29 protein-coding genes, 1 tRNA gene and 1 riboswitch are annotated in these 22,426 nt (G+C 47.2%); of the genes, 19 read left to right on the top strand and 11 right to left on the bottom strand.

Features of this window, described 5'->3' with window-relative positions; all coding sequences use genetic code 11:
• Positions 1-54: 54 nt before the first annotated feature.
• Entirely contained in the window at positions 55-375 is a 321-nt protein-coding gene (locus tag AC0VYQ_RS14150) for a winged helix-turn-helix transcriptional regulator (RefSeq protein WP_029331888.1), read from the bottom strand.
• Between the two features lie 181 nt (positions 376-556).
• Between AC0VYQ_RS14150 and AC0VYQ_RS14145 the strand changes: the two genes are divergently transcribed.
• The 3 genes from AC0VYQ_RS14145 (at position 557) to AC0VYQ_RS14135 (ending at position 1,834) form a co-directional block, all read left to right on the top strand.
• Positions 557-955, top strand: a complete 399-nt coding sequence (locus tag AC0VYQ_RS14145; protein ID WP_029331885.1) for a DoxX family protein — start codon at positions 557-559, stop codon at positions 953-955.
• A gap of 18 nt (positions 956-973) precedes the next feature.
• A complete protein-coding gene (locus tag AC0VYQ_RS14140; protein WP_088838043.1) occupies positions 974-1,567 on the top strand; it encodes a flavin reductase family protein in 594 nt (197 codons plus the stop codon).
• A gap of 117 nt (positions 1,568-1,684) precedes the next feature.
• On the top strand, positions 1,685-1,834 hold the full coding sequence (locus tag AC0VYQ_RS14135; protein ID WP_475403851.1) for a hypothetical protein: 150 nt from the start codon (positions 1,685-1,687) through the stop codon (positions 1,832-1,834).
• A gap of 230 nt (positions 1,835-2,064) precedes the next feature.
• Here the strand turns inward: AC0VYQ_RS14135 and AC0VYQ_RS14130 are convergent, their stop codons facing one another.
• On the bottom strand, positions 2,065-2,457 hold the full coding sequence (locus AC0VYQ_RS14130; RefSeq protein WP_029331882.1) for a hypothetical protein: 393 nt from the start codon (positions 2,455-2,457) through the stop codon (positions 2,065-2,067).
• Positions 2,457-4,358, bottom strand: a complete 1,902-nt coding sequence (locus AC0VYQ_RS14125) for an ABC-F family ATP-binding cassette domain-containing protein (RefSeq protein WP_475403850.1) — start codon at positions 4,356-4,358, stop codon at positions 2,457-2,459. The genes AC0VYQ_RS14130 and AC0VYQ_RS14125 overlap by 1 nt, the downstream gene beginning before the upstream one ends.
• 168 nt (positions 4,359-4,526) lie before the next feature.
• On the opposite strand from AC0VYQ_RS14125, the gene AC0VYQ_RS14120 reads away from it, so the two are divergent.
• The 9 genes from AC0VYQ_RS14120 to AC0VYQ_RS14080 all read left to right on the top strand — a co-directional run bounded on the left by AC0VYQ_RS14120 (position 4,527) and on the right by AC0VYQ_RS14080 (position 8,742).
• Positions 4,527-5,186, top strand: coding sequence for a redox-sensing transcriptional repressor Rex (locus AC0VYQ_RS14120; protein WP_088838040.1), 660 nt, complete (start codon positions 4,527-4,529; stop codon positions 5,184-5,186).
• A complete protein-coding gene (locus AC0VYQ_RS14115) occupies positions 5,186-5,389 on the top strand; it encodes a twin-arginine translocase TatA/TatE family subunit (RefSeq protein WP_088838039.1) in 204 nt (67 codons plus the stop codon). Before AC0VYQ_RS14120 ends, AC0VYQ_RS14115 begins: the two co-directional genes overlap by 1 nt.
• A gap of 7 nt (positions 5,390-5,396) precedes the next feature.
• Positions 5,397-6,176, top strand: a complete 780-nt coding sequence (tatC, locus tag AC0VYQ_RS14110; protein ID WP_029331875.1) for a twin-arginine translocase subunit TatC — start codon at positions 5,397-5,399, stop codon at positions 6,174-6,176.
• A 107-nt stretch (positions 6,177-6,283) separates the two neighbouring features.
• Positions 6,284-6,356: transfer RNA gene (locus AC0VYQ_RS14105), tRNA-Ala, on the top strand.
• Between the two features lie 171 nt (positions 6,357-6,527).
• The gene (locus AC0VYQ_RS14100; protein ID WP_034801002.1) at positions 6,528-6,686 is read left to right on the top strand and encodes a hypothetical protein; all 159 of its coding nucleotides are present in this window, start codon (positions 6,528-6,530) and stop codon (positions 6,684-6,686) included.
• 101 nt (positions 6,687-6,787) lie between these two features.
• Positions 6,788-7,267 carry a hypothetical protein gene (locus AC0VYQ_RS14095; protein WP_475403849.1) on the top strand — a complete coding sequence of 160 codons (480 nt, stop codon included), beginning with the start codon at positions 6,788-6,790 and terminating at the stop codon, positions 7,265-7,267.
• A gap of 4 nt (positions 7,268-7,271) precedes the next feature.
• The gene (locus AC0VYQ_RS14090) at positions 7,272-7,739 is read left to right on the top strand and encodes a hypothetical protein (protein ID WP_475403848.1); all 468 of its coding nucleotides are present in this window, start codon (positions 7,272-7,274) and stop codon (positions 7,737-7,739) included.
• A gap of 26 nt (positions 7,740-7,765) precedes the next feature.
• Positions 7,766-8,242, top strand: coding sequence for a hypothetical protein (locus AC0VYQ_RS14085; RefSeq protein WP_475403847.1), 477 nt, complete (start codon positions 7,766-7,768; stop codon positions 8,240-8,242).
• 14 nt (positions 8,243-8,256) lie between these two features.
• Positions 8,257-8,742 (top strand): hypothetical protein, encoded by a 486-nt coding sequence (locus AC0VYQ_RS14080; RefSeq protein WP_475403846.1) that lies wholly within the window; start codon positions 8,257-8,259, stop codon positions 8,740-8,742.
• A 226-nt stretch (positions 8,743-8,968) separates the two neighbouring features.
• Here the strand turns inward: AC0VYQ_RS14080 and AC0VYQ_RS14075 are convergent, their stop codons facing one another.
• From AC0VYQ_RS14075 to AC0VYQ_RS14060, 4 genes are all read right to left on the bottom strand, one after another.
• A complete protein-coding gene (locus AC0VYQ_RS14075) occupies positions 8,969-9,976 on the bottom strand; it encodes a FecCD family ABC transporter permease (RefSeq protein WP_251132527.1) in 1,008 nt (335 codons plus the stop codon).
• Positions 9,973-10,974 (bottom strand): FecCD family ABC transporter permease, encoded by a 1,002-nt coding sequence (locus AC0VYQ_RS14070; protein ID WP_029331866.1) that lies wholly within the window; start codon positions 10,972-10,974, stop codon positions 9,973-9,975. Before AC0VYQ_RS14070 ends, AC0VYQ_RS14075 begins: the two co-directional genes overlap by 4 nt.
• Positions 10,975-11,044: 70 nt before the next feature.
• On the bottom strand, positions 11,045-11,956 hold the full coding sequence (locus AC0VYQ_RS14065; RefSeq protein ID WP_088838032.1) for an iron-hydroxamate ABC transporter substrate-binding protein: 912 nt from the start codon (positions 11,954-11,956) through the stop codon (positions 11,045-11,047).
• A 4-nt stretch (positions 11,957-11,960) separates the two neighbouring features.
• Positions 11,961-12,752 (bottom strand): ABC transporter ATP-binding protein, encoded by a 792-nt coding sequence (locus AC0VYQ_RS14060; RefSeq protein ID WP_029331864.1) that lies wholly within the window; start codon positions 12,750-12,752, stop codon positions 11,961-11,963.
• 183 nt (positions 12,753-12,935) lie between these two features.
• On the opposite strand from AC0VYQ_RS14060, the gene AC0VYQ_RS14055 reads away from it, so the two are divergent.
• Entirely contained in the window at positions 12,936-13,991 is a 1,056-nt protein-coding gene (locus tag AC0VYQ_RS14055; protein ID WP_088838031.1) for an NAD(P)/FAD-dependent oxidoreductase, read from the top strand.
• Positions 13,992-14,069: 78 nt separating this feature from the next.
• Here the strand turns inward: AC0VYQ_RS14055 and AC0VYQ_RS14050 are convergent, their stop codons facing one another.
• Complete coding sequence (locus AC0VYQ_RS14050) at positions 14,070-14,861, bottom strand: hypothetical protein (protein WP_475403845.1); 792 nt, start codon at positions 14,859-14,861, stop codon at positions 14,070-14,072.
• A 25-nt stretch (positions 14,862-14,886) separates the two neighbouring features.
• A riboswitch (cyclic di-GMP riboswitch) is annotated at positions 14,887-14,970 on the bottom strand.
• 239 nt (positions 14,971-15,209) lie between these two features.
• On the opposite strand from AC0VYQ_RS14050, the gene AC0VYQ_RS14045 reads away from it, so the two are divergent.
• Together AC0VYQ_RS14045 and AC0VYQ_RS14040 are read left to right on the top strand one after the other, a co-directional pair.
• Positions 15,210-15,497 (top strand): hypothetical protein, encoded by a 288-nt coding sequence (locus AC0VYQ_RS14045; RefSeq protein WP_475403844.1) that lies wholly within the window; start codon positions 15,210-15,212, stop codon positions 15,495-15,497.
• 29 nt (positions 15,498-15,526) lie between these two features.
• Positions 15,527-15,820, top strand: a complete 294-nt coding sequence (locus tag AC0VYQ_RS14040; RefSeq protein ID WP_088838028.1) for a DUF2089 family protein — start codon at positions 15,527-15,529, stop codon at positions 15,818-15,820.
• A gap of 57 nt (positions 15,821-15,877) precedes the next feature.
• Here AC0VYQ_RS14040 and AC0VYQ_RS14035 read toward each other — a convergent pair whose 3' ends face one another.
• Positions 15,878-16,111: a DUF4305 domain-containing protein gene (locus tag AC0VYQ_RS14035; RefSeq protein ID WP_029331862.1), complete on the bottom strand. Its 234-nt coding sequence runs from the start codon at positions 16,109-16,111 to the stop codon at positions 15,878-15,880.
• 21 nt (positions 16,112-16,132) lie between these two features.
• Positions 16,133-16,825 carry a CPBP family intramembrane glutamic endopeptidase gene (locus tag AC0VYQ_RS14030; RefSeq protein ID WP_088838027.1) on the bottom strand — a complete coding sequence of 231 codons (693 nt, stop codon included), beginning with the start codon at positions 16,823-16,825 and terminating at the stop codon, positions 16,133-16,135.
• Between the two features lie 220 nt (positions 16,826-17,045).
• On the opposite strand from AC0VYQ_RS14030, the gene groES reads away from it, so the two are divergent.
• The 4 genes from groES to AC0VYQ_RS14010 all read left to right on the top strand — a co-directional run bounded on the left by groES (position 17,046) and on the right by AC0VYQ_RS14010 (position 20,453).
• Positions 17,046-17,330 carry a co-chaperone GroES gene (gene groES / locus AC0VYQ_RS14025; RefSeq protein WP_029331860.1) on the top strand — a complete coding sequence of 95 codons (285 nt, stop codon included), beginning with the start codon at positions 17,046-17,048 and terminating at the stop codon, positions 17,328-17,330.
• 19 nt (positions 17,331-17,349) lie between these two features.
• On the top strand, positions 17,350-18,990 hold the full coding sequence (groL, locus tag AC0VYQ_RS14020; protein ID WP_029331859.1) for a chaperonin GroEL: 1,641 nt from the start codon (positions 17,350-17,352) through the stop codon (positions 18,988-18,990).
• 299 nt (positions 18,991-19,289) lie between these two features.
• Positions 19,290-19,829, top strand: coding sequence for an ATP-binding protein (locus AC0VYQ_RS14015; RefSeq protein ID WP_029331858.1), 540 nt, complete (start codon positions 19,290-19,292; stop codon positions 19,827-19,829).
• Positions 19,830-19,910: 81 nt separating this feature from the next.
• Positions 19,911-20,453 (top strand): GNAT family N-acetyltransferase, encoded by a 543-nt coding sequence (locus AC0VYQ_RS14010; RefSeq protein WP_475403843.1) that lies wholly within the window; start codon positions 19,911-19,913, stop codon positions 20,451-20,453.
• A 143-nt stretch (positions 20,454-20,596) separates the two neighbouring features.
• On the opposite strand, the gene AC0VYQ_RS14005 is transcribed toward AC0VYQ_RS14010, so the two are convergent.
• Entirely contained in the window at positions 20,597-22,396 is a 1,800-nt protein-coding gene (locus tag AC0VYQ_RS14005; protein ID WP_475403842.1) for an LTA synthase family protein, read from the bottom strand.
• Positions 22,397-22,426: the final 30 nt, after the last annotated feature.

The following is a 22,426-nucleotide window of genomic DNA, read 5'->3' as shown; positions in this document are numbered from 1 at the left end:
GCAAAAAGAATAAAAAAAGACACCACATGCCCAGCATGGATGTCTTCTTTTCAGTCAATCTTGTAACTCAGCCCATTCTTCGATCGAACGAATTACAGGCTCAAGCTGACGACCTTTGTCTGTCAAACTGTATTGAATTTTTATCGGACGTTCCGGAATGACGGTCCGGGCTACGATACCTTCCGCCTCAAGTTCCTTCATGCGTTCCGTTAACATACGACCAGAGAGCTCGGGAATCGCATCTTGAATTTCATTGAAACGACAGGTCTTCGTCAAGAGATGACGTAAAATCAAACCCGTCCACTTCTTGCCCAATATTTCAAAGGCATGTTCGACTTTCGGACAAAGGGCCGTCGGAATTAGTGTATTCTCCATCAGCGCTCATCCTTTCTTATATATGTAGTATACCCACTTTGATGCGAAAATACGAATTATTTTACTTATAGTAATAAAAATAACGAAAACAAATCTATTTACTTTTAGTAAGTAATAGTTTATTATCGATATTAAGTTACTAATAGTAATTAAAAAACATTAAGTAAAAGGAGTTTTATACATGATGGATTTAGGATTATTTCTGATTCGGTTGATTATCGGCTTAACATTTGCGGCACACGGAACACAAAAATTATTTGGATGGTTCGGTGGACATGGTATCGCAGGGACAGGCGGTTGGTTTGAGTCCATCGGGATGAAGCCAGGGAAAACACTTGCACTGATGGCAGGGATTGCTGAACTGGTCGGAGGATTATTATTCGCCGGTGGATTATTCCTGTGGATTGCAGCCCTCCTGATCATCGGTTCGATGATCGTCGCAATCGTCAAAGTGCATGGGACGAATGGTTACTGGGTGACACAAAACGGGTACGAATACAACATGGCACTGATCGTCATCGCCTTAGGCGTTGCGATGATCGGAGCTGGAGACTATTCACTCGCAGCACTTATCGGGTGATCGAAAAGGACGGTTTTTATGAAATTTGATGCAGCAGACTTAAGTCCAAAAGAAAACTATAAATTGTTGATCGGCAGCATCATTCCACGGCCCATCGCTTTCGTGACGACGAAAGGTGCAGATGGAGTCGTCAATGCAGCACCATTTTCCTTTTTCACGGTCGCCTCAAGCAACCCGCCACAACTGGTCATCGCCGTCCAGCAGACGGAGCAAGGGCAAAAGGATACCGCAAAAAACATCTTGCTGAATCAGGAATACGTCATCCATATCGTCAGTGAAGAAATCGTCGAGGCAGTCAATGAAACCGCGGCACCACTCGCATATGGTGAAAGTGAACTCGAACGGACGAATTTGACGTTAGTCGATAGTGATTTGATCGATGTTCCGGCTGTCGCGGAAGCGAAGATCCGCTTTGAACTGAAGTTGACGAATCATCTCGAACTCGAAGGGGCGAACCTCCTGATTGGAGAAATCGTCCGGTATCACGTCGCGGACGAACTCGTCGAGTCGTTCCGGATTGATCCGGATGGTTTAAAAGCGATCGCCCGTCTCGCAGGTAACGACTATGCGAAAGTCGGAGACATCTTTACAATTGCCCGACCGACGAGCTGAAGGCGGATTGACGAGTAGAACCAGTATTTTTTAGAAGCAAAAAGGCACGTCCCGAACGCGGGGCGTGCCTTCAGCGTATAGCCAAACTCTTATAAATCACGAAAATTCTACATGAGGATGCAATCAGTTCACGCTTCCCTGTCTCGCCTCGTCTTCAAAGCGGCAATCTTCCGCGCCGCTACAGCAGAGCTGCAGGGTCGCGACCGATTGCTTTTCGCTTTAAAAGCGATTCGAGACGGATTGCGCTCTAAACCGTCTGCAATCTAAAAAGCGTCACGTTTCGTTGACTCCTACGGGAAAAAGTGCGTTTTTAACGCGACTTGCCAGAGGCAGGCAAGACCCTGCTCGTTGTCCGCTAGGATCAAGGAGCAACGGCTTGCGCCTCGCCCGAGGTAATCAACGAAAACAGACGCTTGATTGTGATAGTACCTTGTCTACAGTCTAAAGGCACGTCCCGAACGCGGGACGTGCCTTTTTATGTCGGACAACTGAAGAAGTTACTCTGCATGGTGACGTTTTTCGTACTGGAAACCATCGAGTAGAAAAAAGAGAATCGCCAGTGCCCAAATCCCGAGACAGCTGATCAAAAAGGCGACGAGCGGTGACACGGCACCGTAATAGCTGATGATTAACGGGTCATTCAGTTCAACGAACATCTGGGTCGTCAGCAACGTACAGATTAATCCGGATAAGAGGCTGATGAAGAGACCACTCCACGTCTTAATCACGAGGCCGATCATGCACGAGATGAGGATGAACAACAGGACGACGGCATTAAAGGCATCCGGCCGGATGAAGGCCGACACGTAGTCGGCATACATCGGAACGAAATAGAGAACCCCGGACAATAACCCTTGAACGAGGTTGATGACATAGCTTTTCGAGCGCATTAGTGGAAACTCTCCCATCGTTCCATCAGTTCGAGGAGGTCCGTATCAATCTGATCCCGTTCTGCCGACAGCGCCGTCGCCTTCGGAATATCGTTGAAGACTTCCGGTTCGCAAAGCAGTTGTTCGATTTCAGTTGATCGAGTTTCCAGGCGTTCGATGTCTTGTTCGAGTTGTTCAAGCTGTTGTTTCTTTTTTCGTTCTTCTTTTTGCGCATCTTTGTCGATGCTTTTCGAAGCAGCGACTTTGATTGCTTTTTCTTCCTCTGCTTCGAGGCGGGCGATTTCTTCTTTCTCGGCCTTCTTCTCCATATAGTAAGAGTAGTCGCCGAGATAATCCGTCACACCTTCCGGGTTCATCTCGATGACGCGTGTCGCAACCCGGTCGATGAAGTAACGGTCGTGGGAGACGAACAGGAGCGTGCCTTCATAGTCGACAAGCGCGTTCTCAAGCACCATCTTCGAATCAAGATCGAGGTGATTGGTCGGCTCATCGAGAATGAGGACGTTCGTTTTGCGTAATTTTAACTTCGCGAGAGCGAGGCGTCCGCGCTCGCCGCCGGATAATTCATGAACGAGCTTGAAGACATCATCACCACTGAACAGGAATTGACCGAGGACGGACCGGACTTGTTGTTCCCGCATCAACGGCCACTCGTTCCAAATTTCATCGATGACCCGGTTGCGGTCGTTGAGCTCGGCTTGCTCCTGATCGTAGTAACCGACGGAAACGCCGGTCCCGAAACGATGTTCACCGAATAACGGTTTAATCCGGTTGACAAGAACTTTCAGTAACGTCGATTTTCCGATTCCGTTCGGACCAACGAGGGCGAGGGATTCGCCACGTTGTAAGCGGAACGTGATGCCTTTTGAGACGGCTTCTTCATAGCCGACCGCGAGTTGCGTGACTTGTAACACATCGTTCCCACTTTGTTTTTCAATCGGGAACGACAGGACGGTGCTGCGTTCATCCCCATCCGGACGATCAATCCGGTCGACTTTTTCAAGACGTTTGCGGACGCTTTGTGCGCGTTTCGTCGTCGTCGCCCGTGCGATGTTACGCTGGATGAAGTCTTGCATCTTCGCGATGTCTTCCTGTTGCTGTTCGAACTGCTTCATCTCTTGTTCATACAGTGCTGCCTTTTGTTCCAAGTACTTCGTGTAGTTGCCGGTAAACTTCCGGCAGACGTTGCGTGACAGTTCATAAACGACGTTGACGACCTGGTCGAGGAAATAACGATCGTGGGAGACGATCAAGACCGCTCCACGGTAACCAGCCAGGTAACTTTCGAGCCAAGAGAGTGTATCGATGTCGAGGTGGTTCGTCGGCTCGTCAAGAATCAACAGCTCAGGTGCCTGGAGCAACATCTTCGCCAGTGCGAGTCGCGTCCGTTGTCCACCGGATAGCGTCTGGATCCGGCGTGAATAATCGTCCGGATAAAAACGCATCCCGTGCAGGACGGAGCGGATGTTGGCTTCGAACTGATAACCGCCGGCGTCCGAGAAGTCATGTTGGGCCTGATCGTATGTTTTCAACAGACGGTCGTAAGCAACAGCATCATTCAAGATATGGTCCATCCCCATCTCAATCTCCATCCGACGGAGCGAACGTTCCTGCTCTTGCAGGTGCTCGAACACGGTCAACATTTCATTCCAGATCGTTTCATTCGACTCAAGACCACTGTCCTGGGCGAGGTAACCGATTTTCACTTCCTTACTCTTCATGATCTCACCAGAGTCATGACTGAGCTCTCCGGCGATGATTTTTAAAAGTGTCGATTTTCCGGCACCATTTCGTCCGACGAGCGCAATCCGGTCCCGCTCCTGCACTTCGAGTTTAATATTGTCTAAAATCGGCTCAACACCGAATGATTTTGATAGTTGGTTCACTTGTAAGAGAATCATAAAAACATCCATCCTTCCACCCTTTAGTCTATCATGAAAAAAACGCAGGAGTCCCGTGGAATATATTATTTGTTAGTCTATGTGAAGTGGTTTACAATCAAAGAGAATAGAATTCTTTGCATTGATTTGGGTGCCACGTCAGAACGTGGCCGAAGGGGGAACTGCAGTATGAATGGGCCAGACACAAAAATACCACAAGCGACGGCGAAACGACTGCCGTTATATTATCGTTTCATTCAGAGTCTTTATAACTCAGGCAAGCTGCGCGTCTCTTCAGCAGAGCTCAGTGAAGCGGTCAAAGTCGATTCAGCGACGATCCGCCGCGATTTTTCCTACTTTGGGGCGTTAGGGAAAAAAGGATACGGTTACAACGTACAACATCTATTGACGTTTTTCCGAAAGACACTGAATCAGGATGAAGTCACGAATGTGGCACTTGTCGGGGTCGGACATCTCGGAACGGCGTTTGCAAATTATAACTTTTTAAAGAATAATAGTACTCGGATAGTCGTTGCGTTTGATGCGGACGAAAACAAGGTCGGAACAACGACGCAAGACGTTCCTATCTATCATGTCTCTGACATGAAAGAGCAAATCGAAGCGAACAAGGTTGATGTCGCCATCTTGACGGTCCCATCCCAGTTCGCACAGTCAGTAGCGGATGAGTTAGTTGAGTATGGTGTGACCGGAATCCTGAACTTTACACCGGCGCGGTTGAACGTACCGGCCCACGTTCGGGTCCATCACATCGATTTGTCGATCGAGTTGCAGTCACTAGTTTATTTCATGAAGCATTATTCGCAATCAGCTGAAGGAGTGAAATCATAATGGAAAACTTAATCCCATTTACACTCGGTATTGGACCAGGAAGTATCGCTTTAATCGGTGCCGTCGCCTTGATCATCTTCGGACCGAAAAAGTTACCGGAGCTCGGTCGTGCTGCCGGTCAGACGTTAAAAGAGTTCAAGAGTGCGACAAACGGCATCATGGACGATGATAAAGACAAAAAGGATGAATCGAAAGAGAAGTGATTAAATTATGGCGATTGATCAAGAACAGAGTGTGACATCGCATCTAGACGAATTGCGAAAGCGGATCGTCTGGTCACTCATCATCGTCGTCGTCTTGTTCGCCGCGGCCTTTCCGCTCGTCCGACCGCTCGTGCGTTTTCTGCAGTCGGACCTGAAAGAGCTCGGCATCGGATTGAATGCCTTTAATGTGGCCGATCCCCTGATGTTGTACTTGAATTTAGCGTTCATCATCGCGGTCGTCCTGGCTTCACCATTTTGGATGTACCAGCTATGGGCGTTCATCCGACCCGGTTTATTCGAACAGGAACAAAAAGCGACCTTGACGTATATTCCGGTCACGTTTTTCTTATTTTTGTCCGGAATCGCGTTCTCTTATTTTTGGTTACTTCCGTTTCTACTCAAAGTATCGACGGAACTTGGGCAAGAGCTCGGCATCGAGCAAGTCATCGGGGTCGAAAACTATTTCAGTTTCTTAATCCGGCTGACGATTCCGTTCGGTATCTTGTTCCAACTGCCGGTCGTGACGATGTTCTTGACCCGTCTTGGACTCGTGACGCCATTGTTCATGCGGAAAAATCGGAAATATGCGTACTTTGCGCTGTTTGTCATCGCGGCTTTAATCTCACCACCGGATGTGACGTCACATCTGATGATTTCGGTACCGTTGTTCGTCCTCTATGAAATCAGCATCATGATTTCAGCCCGGACGTACAAAAAAGTACTGATTCTTGAGCAACAAGCGGAGCTTGAACGGCAAGCGGATTTGATGCGTGAGTTGAATAAGTAACAGTCTCCTCTCGGTCGTTTCGGCGACGGAGAGGTTTTTGTTTGGAAGCGCTCTTTTTATATTGAAAAAGTGAATCGATATGGTTTATACTGATTACAAGAATATGAGGGGGCTTAGCTCAGCTGGGAGAGCGTTTGGCTGGCAGCCAAAAGGTCGTCGGTTCGAGCCCGATAGTCTCCATATGTACATCACTTGGCATTTGCCGAGTGGTGTTTTTTGTTATAGTGGTGGCGGCAAAACAGAAGCTTACAGCCTGGATGATGTTGATGAACCGATTGAAGTCGTTTTCTGTGTTTATCCTTTTGAGGGAATGGGAAATTTCTTAATAGGTAATCAAGAGGGGGAAGCATTATGAATCCATTTACGACGTTAATTGCCTTCATCGTCGGCTGTCTTGTTCTGTATCTCGGAATCCGTGATAAGAACGGTTGGTTGATTGGTGTCGCACTGATTCCGTTAGCAATTGTTGCGTATAGCGTCATCTATCTCATCATTCAAGTTTCAGCCTAGAAACTCCTTTTTTAAGGAAGTTTCTTTTTTTTTGAAACATAACTGGTAAACTGTAAGTATATGACAGTATAGACAGTTGAAACGAGGGAGGGCATTTCAGGATGGAACAAACGCTCCGAGAGGAACGATTACAGGCGTTGACGGTTGCTTATATCGAAAAAAATCAATTGCAGAATAAAAGTTGGATCATCGCTGCCTTGATGGCGACAGCAGGAACGTTTACGGAAATCTTCAGCACGACCATGTATTTGAGTCTGTTACCGCTTGTCTTTCTCGTGTTTGATCTCCCGTTTCGACTCGAAAAACGAAAAATCCTGGCGCGCTATCTCTCAAGCGACCAAGTGACGAACCAATCGTTGCTGTGGCTCGGGACTCAATTCGTCCTGTACGGTTCGCTGTACACCGTGATACTTGAGACGAAAGAGATGTCGATCTGGAAAATTGCCCTTTCGATGCTGATCATCCTCGCACCGGTCTATTACGTTACGGACTGGTTGTTTAAAAAGATTGCCCGGTCAGGCGATCCCGACTTCGTCAGTGATAAAGAAATTCATGCGAATGTCAAAGAAGTGGAGGAGTGACAGGGTGAGTACATTGATTGAAAAAAATACACGGCTCCAGCTGTTGGCAGCGCCGATTAAGAAAGTCCAGATGGGGGTGTTAATTCCCTTACTTTTGATTGGAGTCCTGTTTTGGTTCATCCCGAGCTTGCGACAAACGGGTTTATTTACAACGTTCGCACTCTCTTTACTGGCGTTAGGTGCTGCAGTGAGAGAAGTCATTCGCCTACAGGTTTTAAAGCAACGCCTCGCGAAGGACGTCTATAAAAAGACGGTCTTGAAAGTGGCACGTGTGTCGATGATCGGTTCGTTCATCCCGATCCTTCCACATTATGTGGGGACTGTTTTTCCACAATACGCCGGTATTTCTTTTACGGTCTTTCTTATGTCGATCATCGTCGCCTATTTGATTGTGTCCCGATTGAACAAACAAGCGAAACAATTAGATCCGGCATTCGTCACGATGCGTGAGATTGAGCGTTACCGTAAGTAAGCGAAACACACAAGAGGAGTGAACGGATGAGAAACACTTTAAGCACGTATCAAAAATGGACAAAAATCAGCCGGCAAATCCGGACGTATGTAATTGCGGGCGTATTTTTTGCGGTGCTGCTCTTCTCCGGAAGCGGGCACCTGACGGATTCAGCAGTTGGATTTTTGATTCTTACGCCGTTACTCGCCTATAATGGCATGCAGCGAGTGATCCAATCCGTTCTGTTAGTTCGGTCGAAGGTACAGGCGCGACCACTTGGTCTGCTGTTCGGTGGGATCACTTTGCTCGAAGCGGTCTTTATTGCGGGTGCCGCAGTTGTCGCCCCACACCTTGGACAGTGGGGCTATCTGTTTCCGCTAATGTTGTGGATTTCAGGGATGCTGCAATTTCAAAAGTGGACGGACCGGACGGTAACGAAGCTCGATAAAATGGATTTGCTTGAGATACCGGACCGAAAAGGAATCGAACACTGTCATCCGACGGGGGAAGGAATCAGGATGTAACGAGGAGGAAGACGATGGATAACATACAACACGAGCGGAAAATGGATTATATCCGATTTTCAAAACGGGCACGTTACATTCAAACGGCATTGTTTGGACTGGTATTGTTTACATTTCTTTTTTTAGCGGACGACTGGCACCTGACGGAATCATCGTTTCAGTACTTTTTGCTAGTCCCTTTGTTGTCCTATCAATGGATCGTCCGATTTTTGAAATACCGGTATTTCAAGAAGCGGTTTGACGGGCTTGAGGTCTGGGATCATCTCGGACTACCGTATATATTGATCAGTATCATCGAAGTACTGGTCGTCGTCCTGGGGCAAATCATCACGCCCTACGTAGCGCGTCCCGAATACATCGGACCGTTCCTTGTCTTTTTCCTAACGGTGCTGTCATTGGACCGGATTGTTGATAAACGGATTAAACGACTCGATCCGACACACTTATCGGAACAGGAATTGATCCGGGCGGAACGGGAAGAAAAACGAATCAAATATTAAAAACTGTTTTTTGCAAAAGGAGTCGAGGTCAGAAGAATGGCAAATCTAATCATCACAGTGATACTTTTTACATTGATTACAGTCGTTATCGTTTCTGTAGTCACGTTAGTAGTGAAAAAAATTAAGAAATAAGTCGACTTGAATGTTGATTTCTAAACGAAAGAAGGAGCGGACTCGAAATCCACTCCTTCTTTCGTTTTCATTTTTTTCGGTGACACGTGGATTGTTATTTCTTTGACAGCAAATAAATGAAGTAAGGAGCACCGATGATCGCAACGACGATTCCTGCCGGGATGCCTTGCGGGTCAGCGATGTTCCGACCAATCGTATCGGCGAGGACGAGTAACCATCCGCCAATCAAGACGGCGATCGGTAAGAACAGTTGATGCCTTGGTCCGACGAGGGCGCGCGCGATATGGGGCGCCATCAAACCGATGAAGGCGATCCCGCCTGTTACAGAAACGGCGGATGCAGCGAGTGCGACAGCGGCGAGTAACAGTTGGATGCGCTCCTTTTCAATCGCGACGCCGACGCCGATCGCAACCGGTTCATTCAGCGCCAGCAGATTGAGTTTGTTTGCTTTATAAAACGTAAACGGTACGAGAATAAGCAGCCAAGGCAATAACGCGTAGACGAATGTCCAGTCCGTTCCCCAGATGTTCCCGGCGAGCCATTTGGCGATGAAGTCGACCTTCTCGCGGCGCGCGGATGAAATCAGGACGACCATGATGCCGGATAACGCCATCGAGAATCCGACCCCGGTCAAAATCAGACGAATCGGTTGCAGGCCACGGACACGGTCATACGATAAGGCATAAATGGCAATCGCTGTGATCAATGCCCCGATGAAGGCAGCAACTGGTAACCCATAGATGAACGCACCGACATCGACCGGGAAGTAAAGGAAGAAGGCGGCGATGGCGACACCAGCACCTGTATTGATACCGATGATGCCGGGATCTGCGAGTTCGTTGCGGGTGATGCCCTGAAGAATCGCACCGGATAAGGCGAGTGCCATGCCGGCGAGTACCGTGATTAAAATCCGCGGCAGGCGGAGTGAGAACAAAACAAACTCTTCTTTGAACGAGCCTTGACCGAACAGTGTCGGCAGAAGCCGGTCGTACGAGAGGGAGGCGGGCCCAAGCCCGATACTGATGATGATCGTTCCGAGCAATAACAGACTAAAGACGATAAAGATCAACCGCTGACGGCGGCGGAGCGATGTTTCAATCATGAGAACGCACGACCTCCTTTGCGGACGATGAGTAAGAAGAACGGCAGTCCGAGCATCGAGACGATTGCAACGACCGGTGTTTCGTATGGAGCATACAGTGTCCGGCCAATCGTGTCCGCGAGTAACATGAACGTTGCACCGAAGACGGCGGTCATCGGGAGGATGAAGCGGTAATCGGTGCCGACGATTGCGCGGACGATGTGCGGAATCATCAAGCCGATGAATGCCATGTTACCGACTAAAGCAACGGCGGCCCCGGCGAGCAGGATGACGACGACGTAGAGTACACCTTTAATCCGGGTGATGTTTTGCCCGAGCCCGAGTGCGACTTCTTCTGATAAGCTTAAAATCGTTAATTGACGTGAGAAGATCATCGCAATCGCGATGCCAATCAGGATGACGGGGGTGATGATTTGCAGTTGCCCCCAGGTCGTTCCAATCAGCCCGCCGGATGTCCATTGCGAGACGTCTTGAGCGATTTTGAAGTAAATGCCGATCCCTTCTGCGATTGCGTATAAAAAAGCAGAAATCGCGGCCCCGGCGAGGACGATTCGAAGTGGTGAAAACCCGCCACGTTTTGAGGCACCGATCCCGAAGACAAGTAGGGCACCGGCTGCTGCTCCAAGGAAACACGCGAGCATGATGCCATAGTAATTGATACCGGGAATGAAGACGAGCGCAAGAGCAAGGGCCGCGTTCGCGCCTGCCGTCAGCCCAAGCAGTCCGGGATCGGCAAGGGGATTACGTGTCATCGCCTGCATGATCGCACCGGAGACACCGAGTGCAGCCCCGACCAGCATCGCAGCGACTTCGCGCGGTAACCGGATTTCCTGAATGATTTTTGCTTTATCGTTCAAGGGACCGAACGTCAAAGCGTTCCAGACCTCACGTATCGTCGTGTCGGCGGCACCGAACGTCATCGAGATCCAGAACATGACGACGAACAGGAGTAAACCGAACGTGATTTTCAGTCCGAACGGGAATCGACCGGATGACATAGTTATCGTCTCACTTTCATTAGATAGTCAAAAAGGAGGGACCGAAAAATCGGTTCCCTCCTTATTTTTGTTACGCGCCAAGGAAACTTTTCTTGAAGAACTCGAGCTGACGTTCGAGCGTCAATGGATCATTGAAGTAAAATTCTTTCGAATCGACTTCGAAGACGTGGTTGTTTTTAACAGCAGGAATATTTTTGTATGTGTCTGTTTCTGTAAACGAGTTATCTGCTTCTGCCGTCTTACTGAAGATGAGGTAATCCCCTGCATATTCAGGTAAGACTTCCGGTGATAGCGCGTAATAGCCGTCTTTTAAGGCCATTTCCGTAACTTTTTCCGGCATCTTTAATTTCATTTCCTGGTAGAGGATTTCTGTACCGCGTCCCCAGTTGTCGCCGAAGACGTAAAGCTGTTTATCGAAGCTTTCGATGACAGAGACCGTCGCATCGTCACCGATTTTTGCTTTAATCTCTGTTCCGGCGTCCGCTGCGCGTGTTTGAAAGTCTTTGACCCAATCGCGTGCTTCTTGTTCTTTATTGAGCAATTTACCGATTTCGATATGTTGTGTCAAATAGTCGACTTTGCCGTACGTGTACGTGACGGTTGGAGCGATTTCTTTAAATTTATCGATGTTTTTCGTTGTATTGTAGCCGATGATGAGATCGGGTTCGAGTTCGATGACTTTTTCGACGTTTTCTTCCGATACTTCCTGGACGTCTTTCAAATCAAACTTCGGATTCGATTTTGACCACGAATCGACACCGACGAGTGGGACGTCGAGTGCCATGACGTTTCCGGCGAAACCGGCAAGGACGACGACGCGTTTCGGATCAGCCGGGACTTCGACGTCACCTTCTTCCGATTTATAGGTGATCGTTTCTTTTTTCGTATCAGAAGACGTATCTTCTGTTTTATCTGTATTGCCGCAGGCGGCGATGACAAGCGTTAAGAGTAATAAAATCGGTAAGAGTACTAGTTTCTTCATGTGGTTAATCTCCCTTGATTAAGTTGTAGGTGACACACATCGGCTTATTCGTCCGTGGATCACGACCGATTTCGGCATCGATGTGGAATACTTCTTTTAAGACGTCATGCGAAATGACTTCCTCGCACGTTCCGGCTTTGACGACTTCGCCTTCTTTCATCGCGATGATGTAGTCGGCAAAACGGGCGGCCTGATTTAAATCATGTAACACCATGACGATCGTCCGGCCTTCCGTCCGGTTGAGATGCTCGAGCAGCTCGAGGACTTCGAGCTGGTGGGCGAGATCAAGGTAAGTCGTCGGCTCATCGAGGAAGATGATATCCGTTTCCTGCGCCAGCGCCATCGCAATCCAGACGCGTTGCCGTTGACCACCGGACAAGGCGTCGACCGGACGGTGTTTGAATGCCGTCGTATCCGTTGCCTCTAACGCCCAGTCAATGATCTCGTAATCATGTTTCGTTAAGCGACCAAATCCTTTTTGATAAGGAAAACGACCGTATGAGACGAGCTCTGCGACCGTTAGACCGCTTGCACTTTCCGGTGTCTGAGGCAGGATCGCCATTTTCCGGGCAAGCAGCTTTGTACTTTCCTTCGCAATATCGAGACCGTCAAGCAGGGCACGACCAGACTGATGGGGGATGATTCGGGTCATCGCTTTCAATAAGGTCGATTTACCGCAACCATTCGCACCGATGATTGTCGTGATTTGCCGATCCGGAATCTGAACCGTCAAGTCTTTGACGATGGTACGATCTCCGTATCCGATACTGATTTCTTCTGTTGCTAGACGTACCATACGCAGAGGCTCCTTCTCGTTTAAAGCTATTTTCATTGATAATGATTATCACTATCGTCTCCCTAACCATACCAGTCTCATAAAAACGCTGTCAACATTTTTTCTTGTCTTCAAGAGATGTTCACGTTATCATTGGGAATGAGAATGATAATCAGTCGTAGTCGAGAGCGAGGAGTGAGTGGGATGGAACAGCAGGAATTGTTTGATGTAACGGTAATTGGTGGAGGCCCGGCCGGGTTATACTCGACTTTCTATAGCGGATTACGCGGGATGAAGACGAAAATCATTGAATACCAGGCAGAGCTTGGTGGCAAGATTCATGTTTATCCGGAGAAGATGATTTGGGATGTCGGGGGACAGCCACCCATTACCGGAGCGAAGCTGATCGAGCAACTCGTCGAACAAGGCTTAACGTTTAATCCGTCCGTGCACCTGAATGAAAAAATCATTTCAATCGCAAAAGACGTATTCGGAAACTTCGTCCTCGAAGCGGAGTCGGGAGAAATTCATTATTCGAAGACAGTCATCGTCGCTGTCGGTGGTGGGATACTCAATCCTCAAAAACTGAAGATTGAAGGGGCCGAACGGTACGAAGTGTCGAACTTGAACTATACCGTCAAATCGATTGAGCGGTTTAAAGATAAGACGGTCCTGATTTCAGGTGGCGGTAACTCAGCGATCGACTGGGCGAACGAGCTCGAACCGATTGCGAAAAAAGTTTACGTCACATATCGGAAAGACTGTTTCACAGGTCACGAGGCACAAGTCGACCAACTCGTCCGAAGCTCAGCCGTCTGTCTCCTCAACACGACGATTCATAAGTTGATCGCAAGCGACGATCACCACCGGATTGCGTCCGTCGAATTGATTGATTGTGCGACGGACGTGACAAACATCGTTGACGTCGATGAAGTCATCATCAACCATGGCTACGAACGGGAAGCAGAGTTGCTCGCGAACTCGGAACTCGACATCAAACAAGTCGACGACTTTTACATCGCCGGTAACGCGTCGAGCGAATCAAGTGTACCGGGATTGTATGCAGCAGGAGATATTTTGACGCATGACGGCAAGGTGAACTTGATTTCGGGGACATTCCAGGATGCGGCAAATGCCGTCAACCGGGCGAAGCAGTTCATTGAACCGGATGCTGCCAAAGTCGCGATGGTCTCATCCCACAATGAAGTTTTCAAAAAACGGAACCGTGAATTGATTCAAGAAATGGTCAACGAAAAGTAAAAAACACCTGTCTTAAAGATCGCCCCTCGTCACATGGACGTCGGTCGTCTTTAGAGCAGGTGTTTTTTTGTTTAAGGATTAATCTTCATCTTCATCTTCATGCTCGTCGTCCGAGTCATCATCTGAATCATCATCTTCGTCCTGACCTTGATCATCGTCTTGCTCGTCTTCTTCAACGTGACGGTGCTCTGATTTCGTTTCTTCGTGATCGAAGTACTCGAGTTCAATCTCCAACTCGTAAGAACCAGAGAGAGCGAATAAGCTGACGAGTTGTGCCCGTAATTCCTCTTCCGTCATCTTCGGATGTGACTCGATGAACTGAATCAATTGGCGGACACGGGTTTCATCGACCGTTGCGTCATTCGTTTTGACACGCAGCTGACTCTTCTTCTTTTTAAACTGGTATTTAATCTGACTTTGCGTCGTCTCTGTCGCGAGAGCAATCTTCATTTTTTTCAGCATATCTTCATAGTGGTGACCGGCCTTGTTGCGTTCTTTGCCATCGAGAATTCCATCACCATCAGAATCCCGTTTATATGGTTTTGTCCCAAGCTCGAGTTCGATGGCGTTAGTTAAGCCATCACGGTCCGTATCTTCATGTGCGTCGCTGATCTTATCGCGGTCGCTGTCTTTCTTCCGTGGATTGAGTTTGAGCTTATATTCGGTGTAGTTGCTTAAGCCGTCATGGTCCGTATCTTGCTGCGCAAGTTTTTTCCCTTTAAGCTTGTACTTCTTTTCCCAGCTGTCATGGATTCCGTTCTTGTTGCGGTCATGCTTCGATGTCTTACTCTTGGCATCGATTGAGCCGAGCGGCGTCAGCATCAAGGCACAAGCAAGACCGGCAGTAACGACATAATTGATTTTTTTCATGTGAACGTAGTCTCCTTTTGTGAACTTCGGTAACTGGCAAGCATAGCTTGAAGCGGTAGCCCCTATAGTTTTGCGTCACCACATTTCTGTGGGTTTGCCCGTTCGATTCCGGTGAAGAACCGTATATTCAGTATAAGTGATTTGTTTCTATGGATAGATAAGGGTTTTCGATAATGAGTCAGTAAAATATAAATTATTTGAAGTGAGATAATAAATATATTCTAAATCACTTTTTTTAATAAAAGTAACTATTTTTAAAATAATATTTAAATTAAATTAAACTATGTTGACTTTTTATTTAATATAATTCATATTTGGATTATATTAAATAGAAGTGGGGTCTAGTTTATGGGGAGTTTATCGATTGCGATTGGTGTTATTATTTTCATGGTTGGACAATTTTATTTATCTAGGAAAAATGGAAAGCTCGCGTGGGTATTACCGGTACTGATTGTACTCGCTGGGATATACACCTATTTCTATGGAGGCGTCTGGTCTGAGGACAAAAAATCTTTAATACAAATCGGTACAATGATTAGTACTTCGACGTTGATTGGTATTGGATTGGATGGGGAAAAAGCGCGTAAAAAACGTTTGAAGCAGGAAAAGGATCGACTCGAAGTGCAAGATTTGTAACGTAAAAATAGATAGAGGAGTACACTACAATGGACAGAAATGAAGTTCCTCCATGGGTATTGGCATTAGAACAAGAACATCTTGAATTCATACGGAAGTTTGTTTTAAATTCAGGATCGCTTAAAGATATGGCAGCTGCGTATCAAGTCTCGTATCCGACGGTTCGAACGAAGCTGAATCAACTCATTCAACGGATTGAGTCAGTACAGGAAGATGATGTCGAATTCGTTAACATGATTAAGAACCTTGTCATCGATGAGCGGATTAGTTTAGATGTCGCGAAAGTAATCATTGATAAGTATCGAATGGATAAATCTCATTAAAAGAAAACAAGCGCGTCTTCGAATAGCGAAGGCGCGCTTGTTGATGAAAATACTTACTTATTCTTTATCATTTTTTTTGTTTTGTTCCTTCTCAATCATCTTCTTCGCAGCCATCCGGAAGCGGAAAATCAGATAGAGACGGTAAAAGTCGATTGCTGCGAACAGCGTCAACAGAATCGTCCAAAAGTTAAAGACGGTTCCTGCCTCGATCGAGTTGCTGTACGCGAGGTACATGAAGAGAATACCGAACAGGGCATAAAATAATGCCATGAAGTTTGAGCCTTGGCGCATGAAAACACTACCTTTCGTAAGTTAAGTCATTGCATAGAGTGCGAGTACGACAATTCCGTTATTGAAAACGTGAATCGCAATCGGTGCTATGATGCGGCGCGTTTTGACGAAGACGAGTGAGAAAACAAAACTCATCGCGACATAAATCAAAAACTTGTTGTCTCCGTGGATGAACCCGAAGATAACACCACTGAGAACGAAGCTGAAGACGAAGTTCAGTTTTGTCGACAAGTTCCCGAACATAATGTGGCGGAATAAAAATTCTTCCATAATCGGTCCGAGTAAGACGACCATCAGCTGTAAAATCGGGATGACTTGGATTGCTTTCATGATGTCATCCGTATTTTGTGATTTCGCGACGTTTTCGAGTCCACCAGACATCCAGGCATCAAGCAGGTTGACGCTAATCAGTAAGGCGTAAAGCAACACGATTCCGATCCCGATCCACTTTAATGTGTCAATCGGATCCGTCTGATTGCCCTCTGCTTTCCACTTTTGCCAGTCAGGACGAAGACAGAAGAACGAGACGATGACGGCAACGGTAAAGCCAATCGCAAGCCACCAGCCGAGGACACCCGGAATTTGGCTTTTTGAGAGAAAGCTCGGGAATGTTGCCGGTACGAGCTGGACGATCAAATAAATCACAATCGGAATGATGTGACGGATTTGCCACTTATCAGCCATGTTGAACGGCAGATTGACGGAATTTTTCATCGGTCGGGACACAACTCCTTTGTATTGAAGGTACTGTCCCGATTGTAACAAACAAACCGGCCGGGCGCACGAATGGTGATGGTTCAAAGATGGCGATTTCGGGAAAACGGATAAGGGTTCAGGGTTGAATTTCGATTGAAAACCGTTTAAGATAAAAATATGTTAGCACTCCATTAAAGTGAGTGCTAAAAAACAGTCATTTTCAAGGAGGATGTTTCGCATGTTAAAACCACTTGGTGATCGCATCGTGATCGAAGTCGTTAAAAAAGAAGAAACAACACTCGGAGGAATCGTTCTTCCTGGGTCAGCGAAAGAAAAGCCACAAGAGGGTAAAGTCATCGCTGTCGGTACAGGCCGTGTGACAGAGCAGGGTGTACGTGTACCACTTGAAGTGAACGTCGGCGACCATGTCATCTACGCGCAGTACGCCGGGTCAGAAGTCAAAGTCGATGGCAATGAATACTTAATCTTACGCGAAAGCGATATTTTAGCAGTAGCACAATAATAAAAGGGGGATTTCAGTCATGGCAAAAGATATCTTATTCAGTGAAGAAGCACGCCGCGCGATGCTCCGCGGTGTCGACGCATTAGCAGACGCAGTCAAAGTGACGATCGGACCAAAAGGACGTAACGTCGTCCTCGAACGTAAATTCGGTTCACCACTCATCACGAACGATGGTGTGACGATCGCAAAAGAAATCGAACTTGAAGACCACTTTGAAAACATGGGTGCGAAGCTCGTCGCGGAAGTCGCGTCGAAAACGAACGAAATCGCAGGGGATGGTACGACAACAGCGACAGTCCTCGCACAAGCGATGATCCGTGAAGGACTCAAAAACGTCACAGCGGGTGCGAACCCGATGGTAATCCGTAAAGGAATCGAAAAAGCCGTCCGTCGTGCCGTCGAAGAGCTCCACGAAATCGCAAAACCGATCGAAGGTAAAGAAGCGATCGCACAAGTTGCGGCGATTTCTGCTGCTGACGAAGAAGTCGGTCAATTGATCGCAGAAGCAATGGAACGTGTCGGTCAGGACGGTGTCATCACGATCGAAGAATCACGCGGCTTCACGACAGAACTCGACGTCGTCGAAGGGATGCAGTTCGACCGTGGATATGCGTCACCATACATGATCACGGATTCCGACAAGATGGAAGCGGTGCTTGAGAACCCGTACATCTTAGTCACAGATAAAAAAATCTCGAACATCCAGGAAATCTTGCCGGTCCTTGAGCAAGTCGTCCAACAAAATAAACCGCTCTTAATTATCGCGGAAGACGTCGAAGGCGAAGCACTTGCGACACTCGTCGTCAACAAACTCCGTGGTACGTTCAACGCGGTTGCGGTGAAAGCACCGGGCTTCGGTGACCGCCGTAAAGCAATGCTCGAAGACATCTCGATCGTCACAGGGGCAGAATTGATCACAGAAGAGCTCGGTCTTGATTTGAAAGAAACACAAATCATGCAACTCGGCCGTGCGTCGAAAGTCGTCGTCTCAAAAGACAACACGACAATCGTCGAAGGACACGGACACAGTGATTCAATCGAAGCACGTGTCGGCGCAATCCGTGCGCAAATCGAAGAAACATCAAGCGACTTCGATCGTGAAAAACTGCAAGAGCGTCTCGCGAAACTTGCTGGCGGCGTAGCTGTCGTCAAAGTCGGGGCAGCAACCGAAACGGAACTGAAAGAACGCAAGCTCCGGATTGAAGATGCACTCAACGCGACACGTGCAGCCGTCGAAGAAGGAATCGTTGCCGGTGGGGGAACAGCCTTCATCCACGTGACGAAAGCCGTCGAATCGATTCTTGCCGTCTCAACAGGCGACGAAGCGACAGGCGTCAACATCGTTCTCCGTGCGCTCGAAGCACCACTCCGTCAAATCGCGGAAAACGCCGGTCAAGAAGGTTCAGTCATCGTCGAGCGTCTTAAACATGAAGCACAAGGCATGGGCTACAACGCCGCGACAGACGAGTACGTCGACATGATTGAAGCGGGAATCGTCGACCCGGCGAAAGTGACGCGTTCAGCACTTCAAAACGCAGCGTCTGTTTCAGCGATGTTCTTAACGACGGAAGCCGTCATCGCCGATAAACCGGAACCAGCCGGATCTGCTCCTGCAATGCCTGATATGGGCGGCATGGGTGGAATGGGCGGAATGATGTAATATAAGCATTCAACCCGTTGATTGGTAGAATTAGATCGAAGGATTGCTATTCTACTTTTGATTTTTGGGAAGACCCTTTGTAAGTTCACTGAACTTATAGAGGGTCTCTTTTTTGTTTCGTTAATATAGAATTTTATTGAGAACTGCTTTAAATATCAGGGTTTCAATTGAATTGTATGCGTCTACTTCTGATGGTTTTGGGGATTAGAGTAAATTTTTTTGTTGAAATATAATCTGGGAGCAGGAAAATTATATAATTAGAAACCGGATAAACAAAGAATCTATAAAGGAGAAGAAAAATGAAAAATAAAATTCATATCATGGGAGCTTCGGGATCTGGAACGTCAACACTGGGTAAAGCTTTAGCAGAAGTTCTTCCCCACAAAATTTTTGATACAGATGATTACTTTTGGATATCTAAATTTACCGAACAACGACCTATACCTGACAGAATAGAAATGCTAAAGAATGATTTATCACAATCCGAACAGTGGATTTTATCGGGAGCCACGGTAAACTGGGGAGATTATTTCAAGTCTTATTTCGATCTCGTTATTTTCTTGTGGGTTCCATCGGAAATTAGACTCGAAAGATTGCAGAAGCGAGAAATCGAAAGATATGGGAAAGAAGTATTACCGGATGGGGATAAGCATGAACAATCGCAAATTTTTTTGGAGTGGGCTTCACTATATGATCATGCTGGTCCAGAAGTTAGAAGCAAAGTTCTGCATGAGCAGTGGATGAATGAATTATCTTGCCCGATATTAAGAATTGAAGGTGATTACTCGGTTGAAGAATGTGTGGCGATGGTTAAGGGGTACTTGAGTAAGTCATATTAAAATTAACTCTAAATTGAGAAGAAACTTTCGATATTTAACTGAAGAATTAACTTGGAAAATACATAGTGAAGGGTGAAATTAATGAATCAATCTAAAAAAATCGTGATTCGGCCTTTAAAAAATCAATTTATAACTATCATCAACGACACAAATGAATCGTTCCCGATCATCGGCAAAATTCTCCCGAGTTTTTCGAACGGTCTTTGGTCATATGAAGAACAGTTATACGATGCTCCATCAGAAATCCGTTTCCCGGATGACAAACTGGATTGGTCTACTTATATCGACAGTAGTGAAAAAATTGTTTTGTTAGCTTTTCATGAGAACGAATGCATTGGAAAGATCCGTCTCTTCAAAGACTGGAATCGTTTTGCCTACATTGAAAATATCGCTGTCCGAAGCAGTTTTCGGAAAAGTGGCGTCGGCCATTTGTTGCTTGAAGCAGCTGAAACCTGGGCGAAGGAACAGTCGTTAATCGGACTGTCGCTTGAAGCACAAAACGATAATCTGATTGCCTGCCGTTTTTACGTCAAAGAAGGATTTGTTCTTGGCGGGGTAGATACGCTGAAGCAGTCTGCTAATCCGGAAATCGATATCACGTTGTACTGGTATAAACTTTTTTAAACGGTCCGGACGCACACTCATACGAATAGAACAGAGGGAGCCGGAATTAACATTCGGCTCCCTCTGTTCGTTTAGCAGAAATCATTTGAATCACGCGACTCCTACAGGAAAGCGCGTGAAGAAAAAGTGATTTCTTAATTCGTTTATTGTTCCAAGCCGTTCTTCTCAATGATGGCGTCCGACAAGCGCAAATCCTTCCGGACGTCCACTTGTTTTTTACATAAATCAAGGTCGACTTTGCTTGTCGTCGAGACGTCATAACAGACACCGTTGCCGGCTTTTTTCGTTAAGTCCGCTTCATAATAATAGTTTTGATACCGGAACGAGCCGTCGCGGAACGCCGTCACGTTCGGTTCATCATCGACGAGCGAGTTGCCCATCATGTAGGATGACTCGAGGTTGAGCAAGTCGACGATCGTCGGAGCAATATCGATTTGTCCGCCGTTTTCTTTGATGATCTTTCCGTCCTGTTGATTCGGTTTCTTGATGAACAGCGGGACTTGGCGATCGAGTTCGAACAGGTCGACCGGGTTGTCGATTCCGGCTTTCTCCCGCAGTTCGCTGCCTTCGTTCGTCAAGCCGCTGTCGTGGTCGCCGTAAAAGATTACGAGCGCGTCATCCCACATGTTTTTCGCTTTCAATTCATCAATCATCAGTCCGACACCTTGATCGACATAATGAACGGTCTGGTAATACCGTTTCAGCATCGGATCGTCGTACCCTGTTAAGTCGAGTTCGCGTTCGTCTTTTGGAATCTCATACGGCGTATGACTCGTCAAGGCGACGAGGAACGAGAAGAACGGCTCTTGTAGCGTCTCCATATGTTCGATCGATTTCGTCAAAAACTGTTTATCATTTAATGCCATTCCGATTTCTTTGTTGTCGGGGTAGTCTTTGTTGCTGAAAAAGTGATTGAATCCGAGGTTGTCGTAAACTTTGTCCCGGTTCCAAAACCCTTTGTCGTAGGCATGCATTGCGGCTGTGTCATAGCCGCTGTCTTTTAACAGTTGCGGTAAGGCGCCGAACTCATTGTCCGGGAAACGGGTGTAGACCGAGCCCGACTTCAACGGGTACAGCGATGTATTCGTAATGAATTCCGCATCCGACGTCCGTCCTTCGTGCGTTTGGTGATAAAACGACTCGAAGTAGAGCGACTCCTGTTTGAGTTCGTTTAAGTGCGGCGTCAGCTCCTGCCCGTTAATCGTCTGTCCGATGACGGACCCTTGGAAGGATTCCAACTGGACCATGATGATGTTCGGTGTGTTGACAGCACCAGCCGTTTCATCCGGTGCGGATTGTTCGAGCCGTCGCCGCTCCGCTTCCGTCAATGATTCGTCCGGACTGATGGCCCGCGTGATTCCACGGGCGAGATCGACACCGTGATATCCCCAAAACCCGAGCTGGTAGTAGTCACGCATGTCGGAAATCGACTGGTCGAGCCGCTGCTCCTGTTTGACGACGGCATAGGTGAGCGGTGCTGCGAACAGCACGATGCCGGCGAGAAAAGCGGCAACCGCCGAACGACGTTGTTGTCGCTTCGCAATGTCAAACCGTTTCTTCCGTAAGAAGATTAAAACGAGTCCGAAGATGATGCTATCTGCGAACAGGAAAAAGTCGGTCGGGACGATCAGTGCCATAAAACCACTGCCGACATCACTCATTTGAAGCATTTGTGACATCAGGGAAACGGACAGTAAATCGTCAAAGTAGCGGTAATACCAAAGATCTGAGACTAACAGGAAACTATGTAGCACTAACAGACCAAGCCAAATCCACCGCCGTTTCTTCCACTGGATGAGCAGCGTCCAGCTCGATAACAGCAACATCCCGGCGAGATTCAACAGGACGAGCTTAAATGAAACTTCTGTGTTCGTATAAAAGCTAAAGAGTGAAAATTTTAGCATGCCTAACAGTAAATAAAATGCATAACCGAATCCGATCATCAAAGCCAACCTCCTTGTCTGTATCATCGT

The sequence above is a fragment of the Exiguobacterium sp. QJM3NY_9 genome (assembly GCF_056173545.1).
The sequence above is the reverse complement of the archived record's forward strand: the minus strand, read 5'-3'. Positions and strand labels throughout refer to the sequence as shown.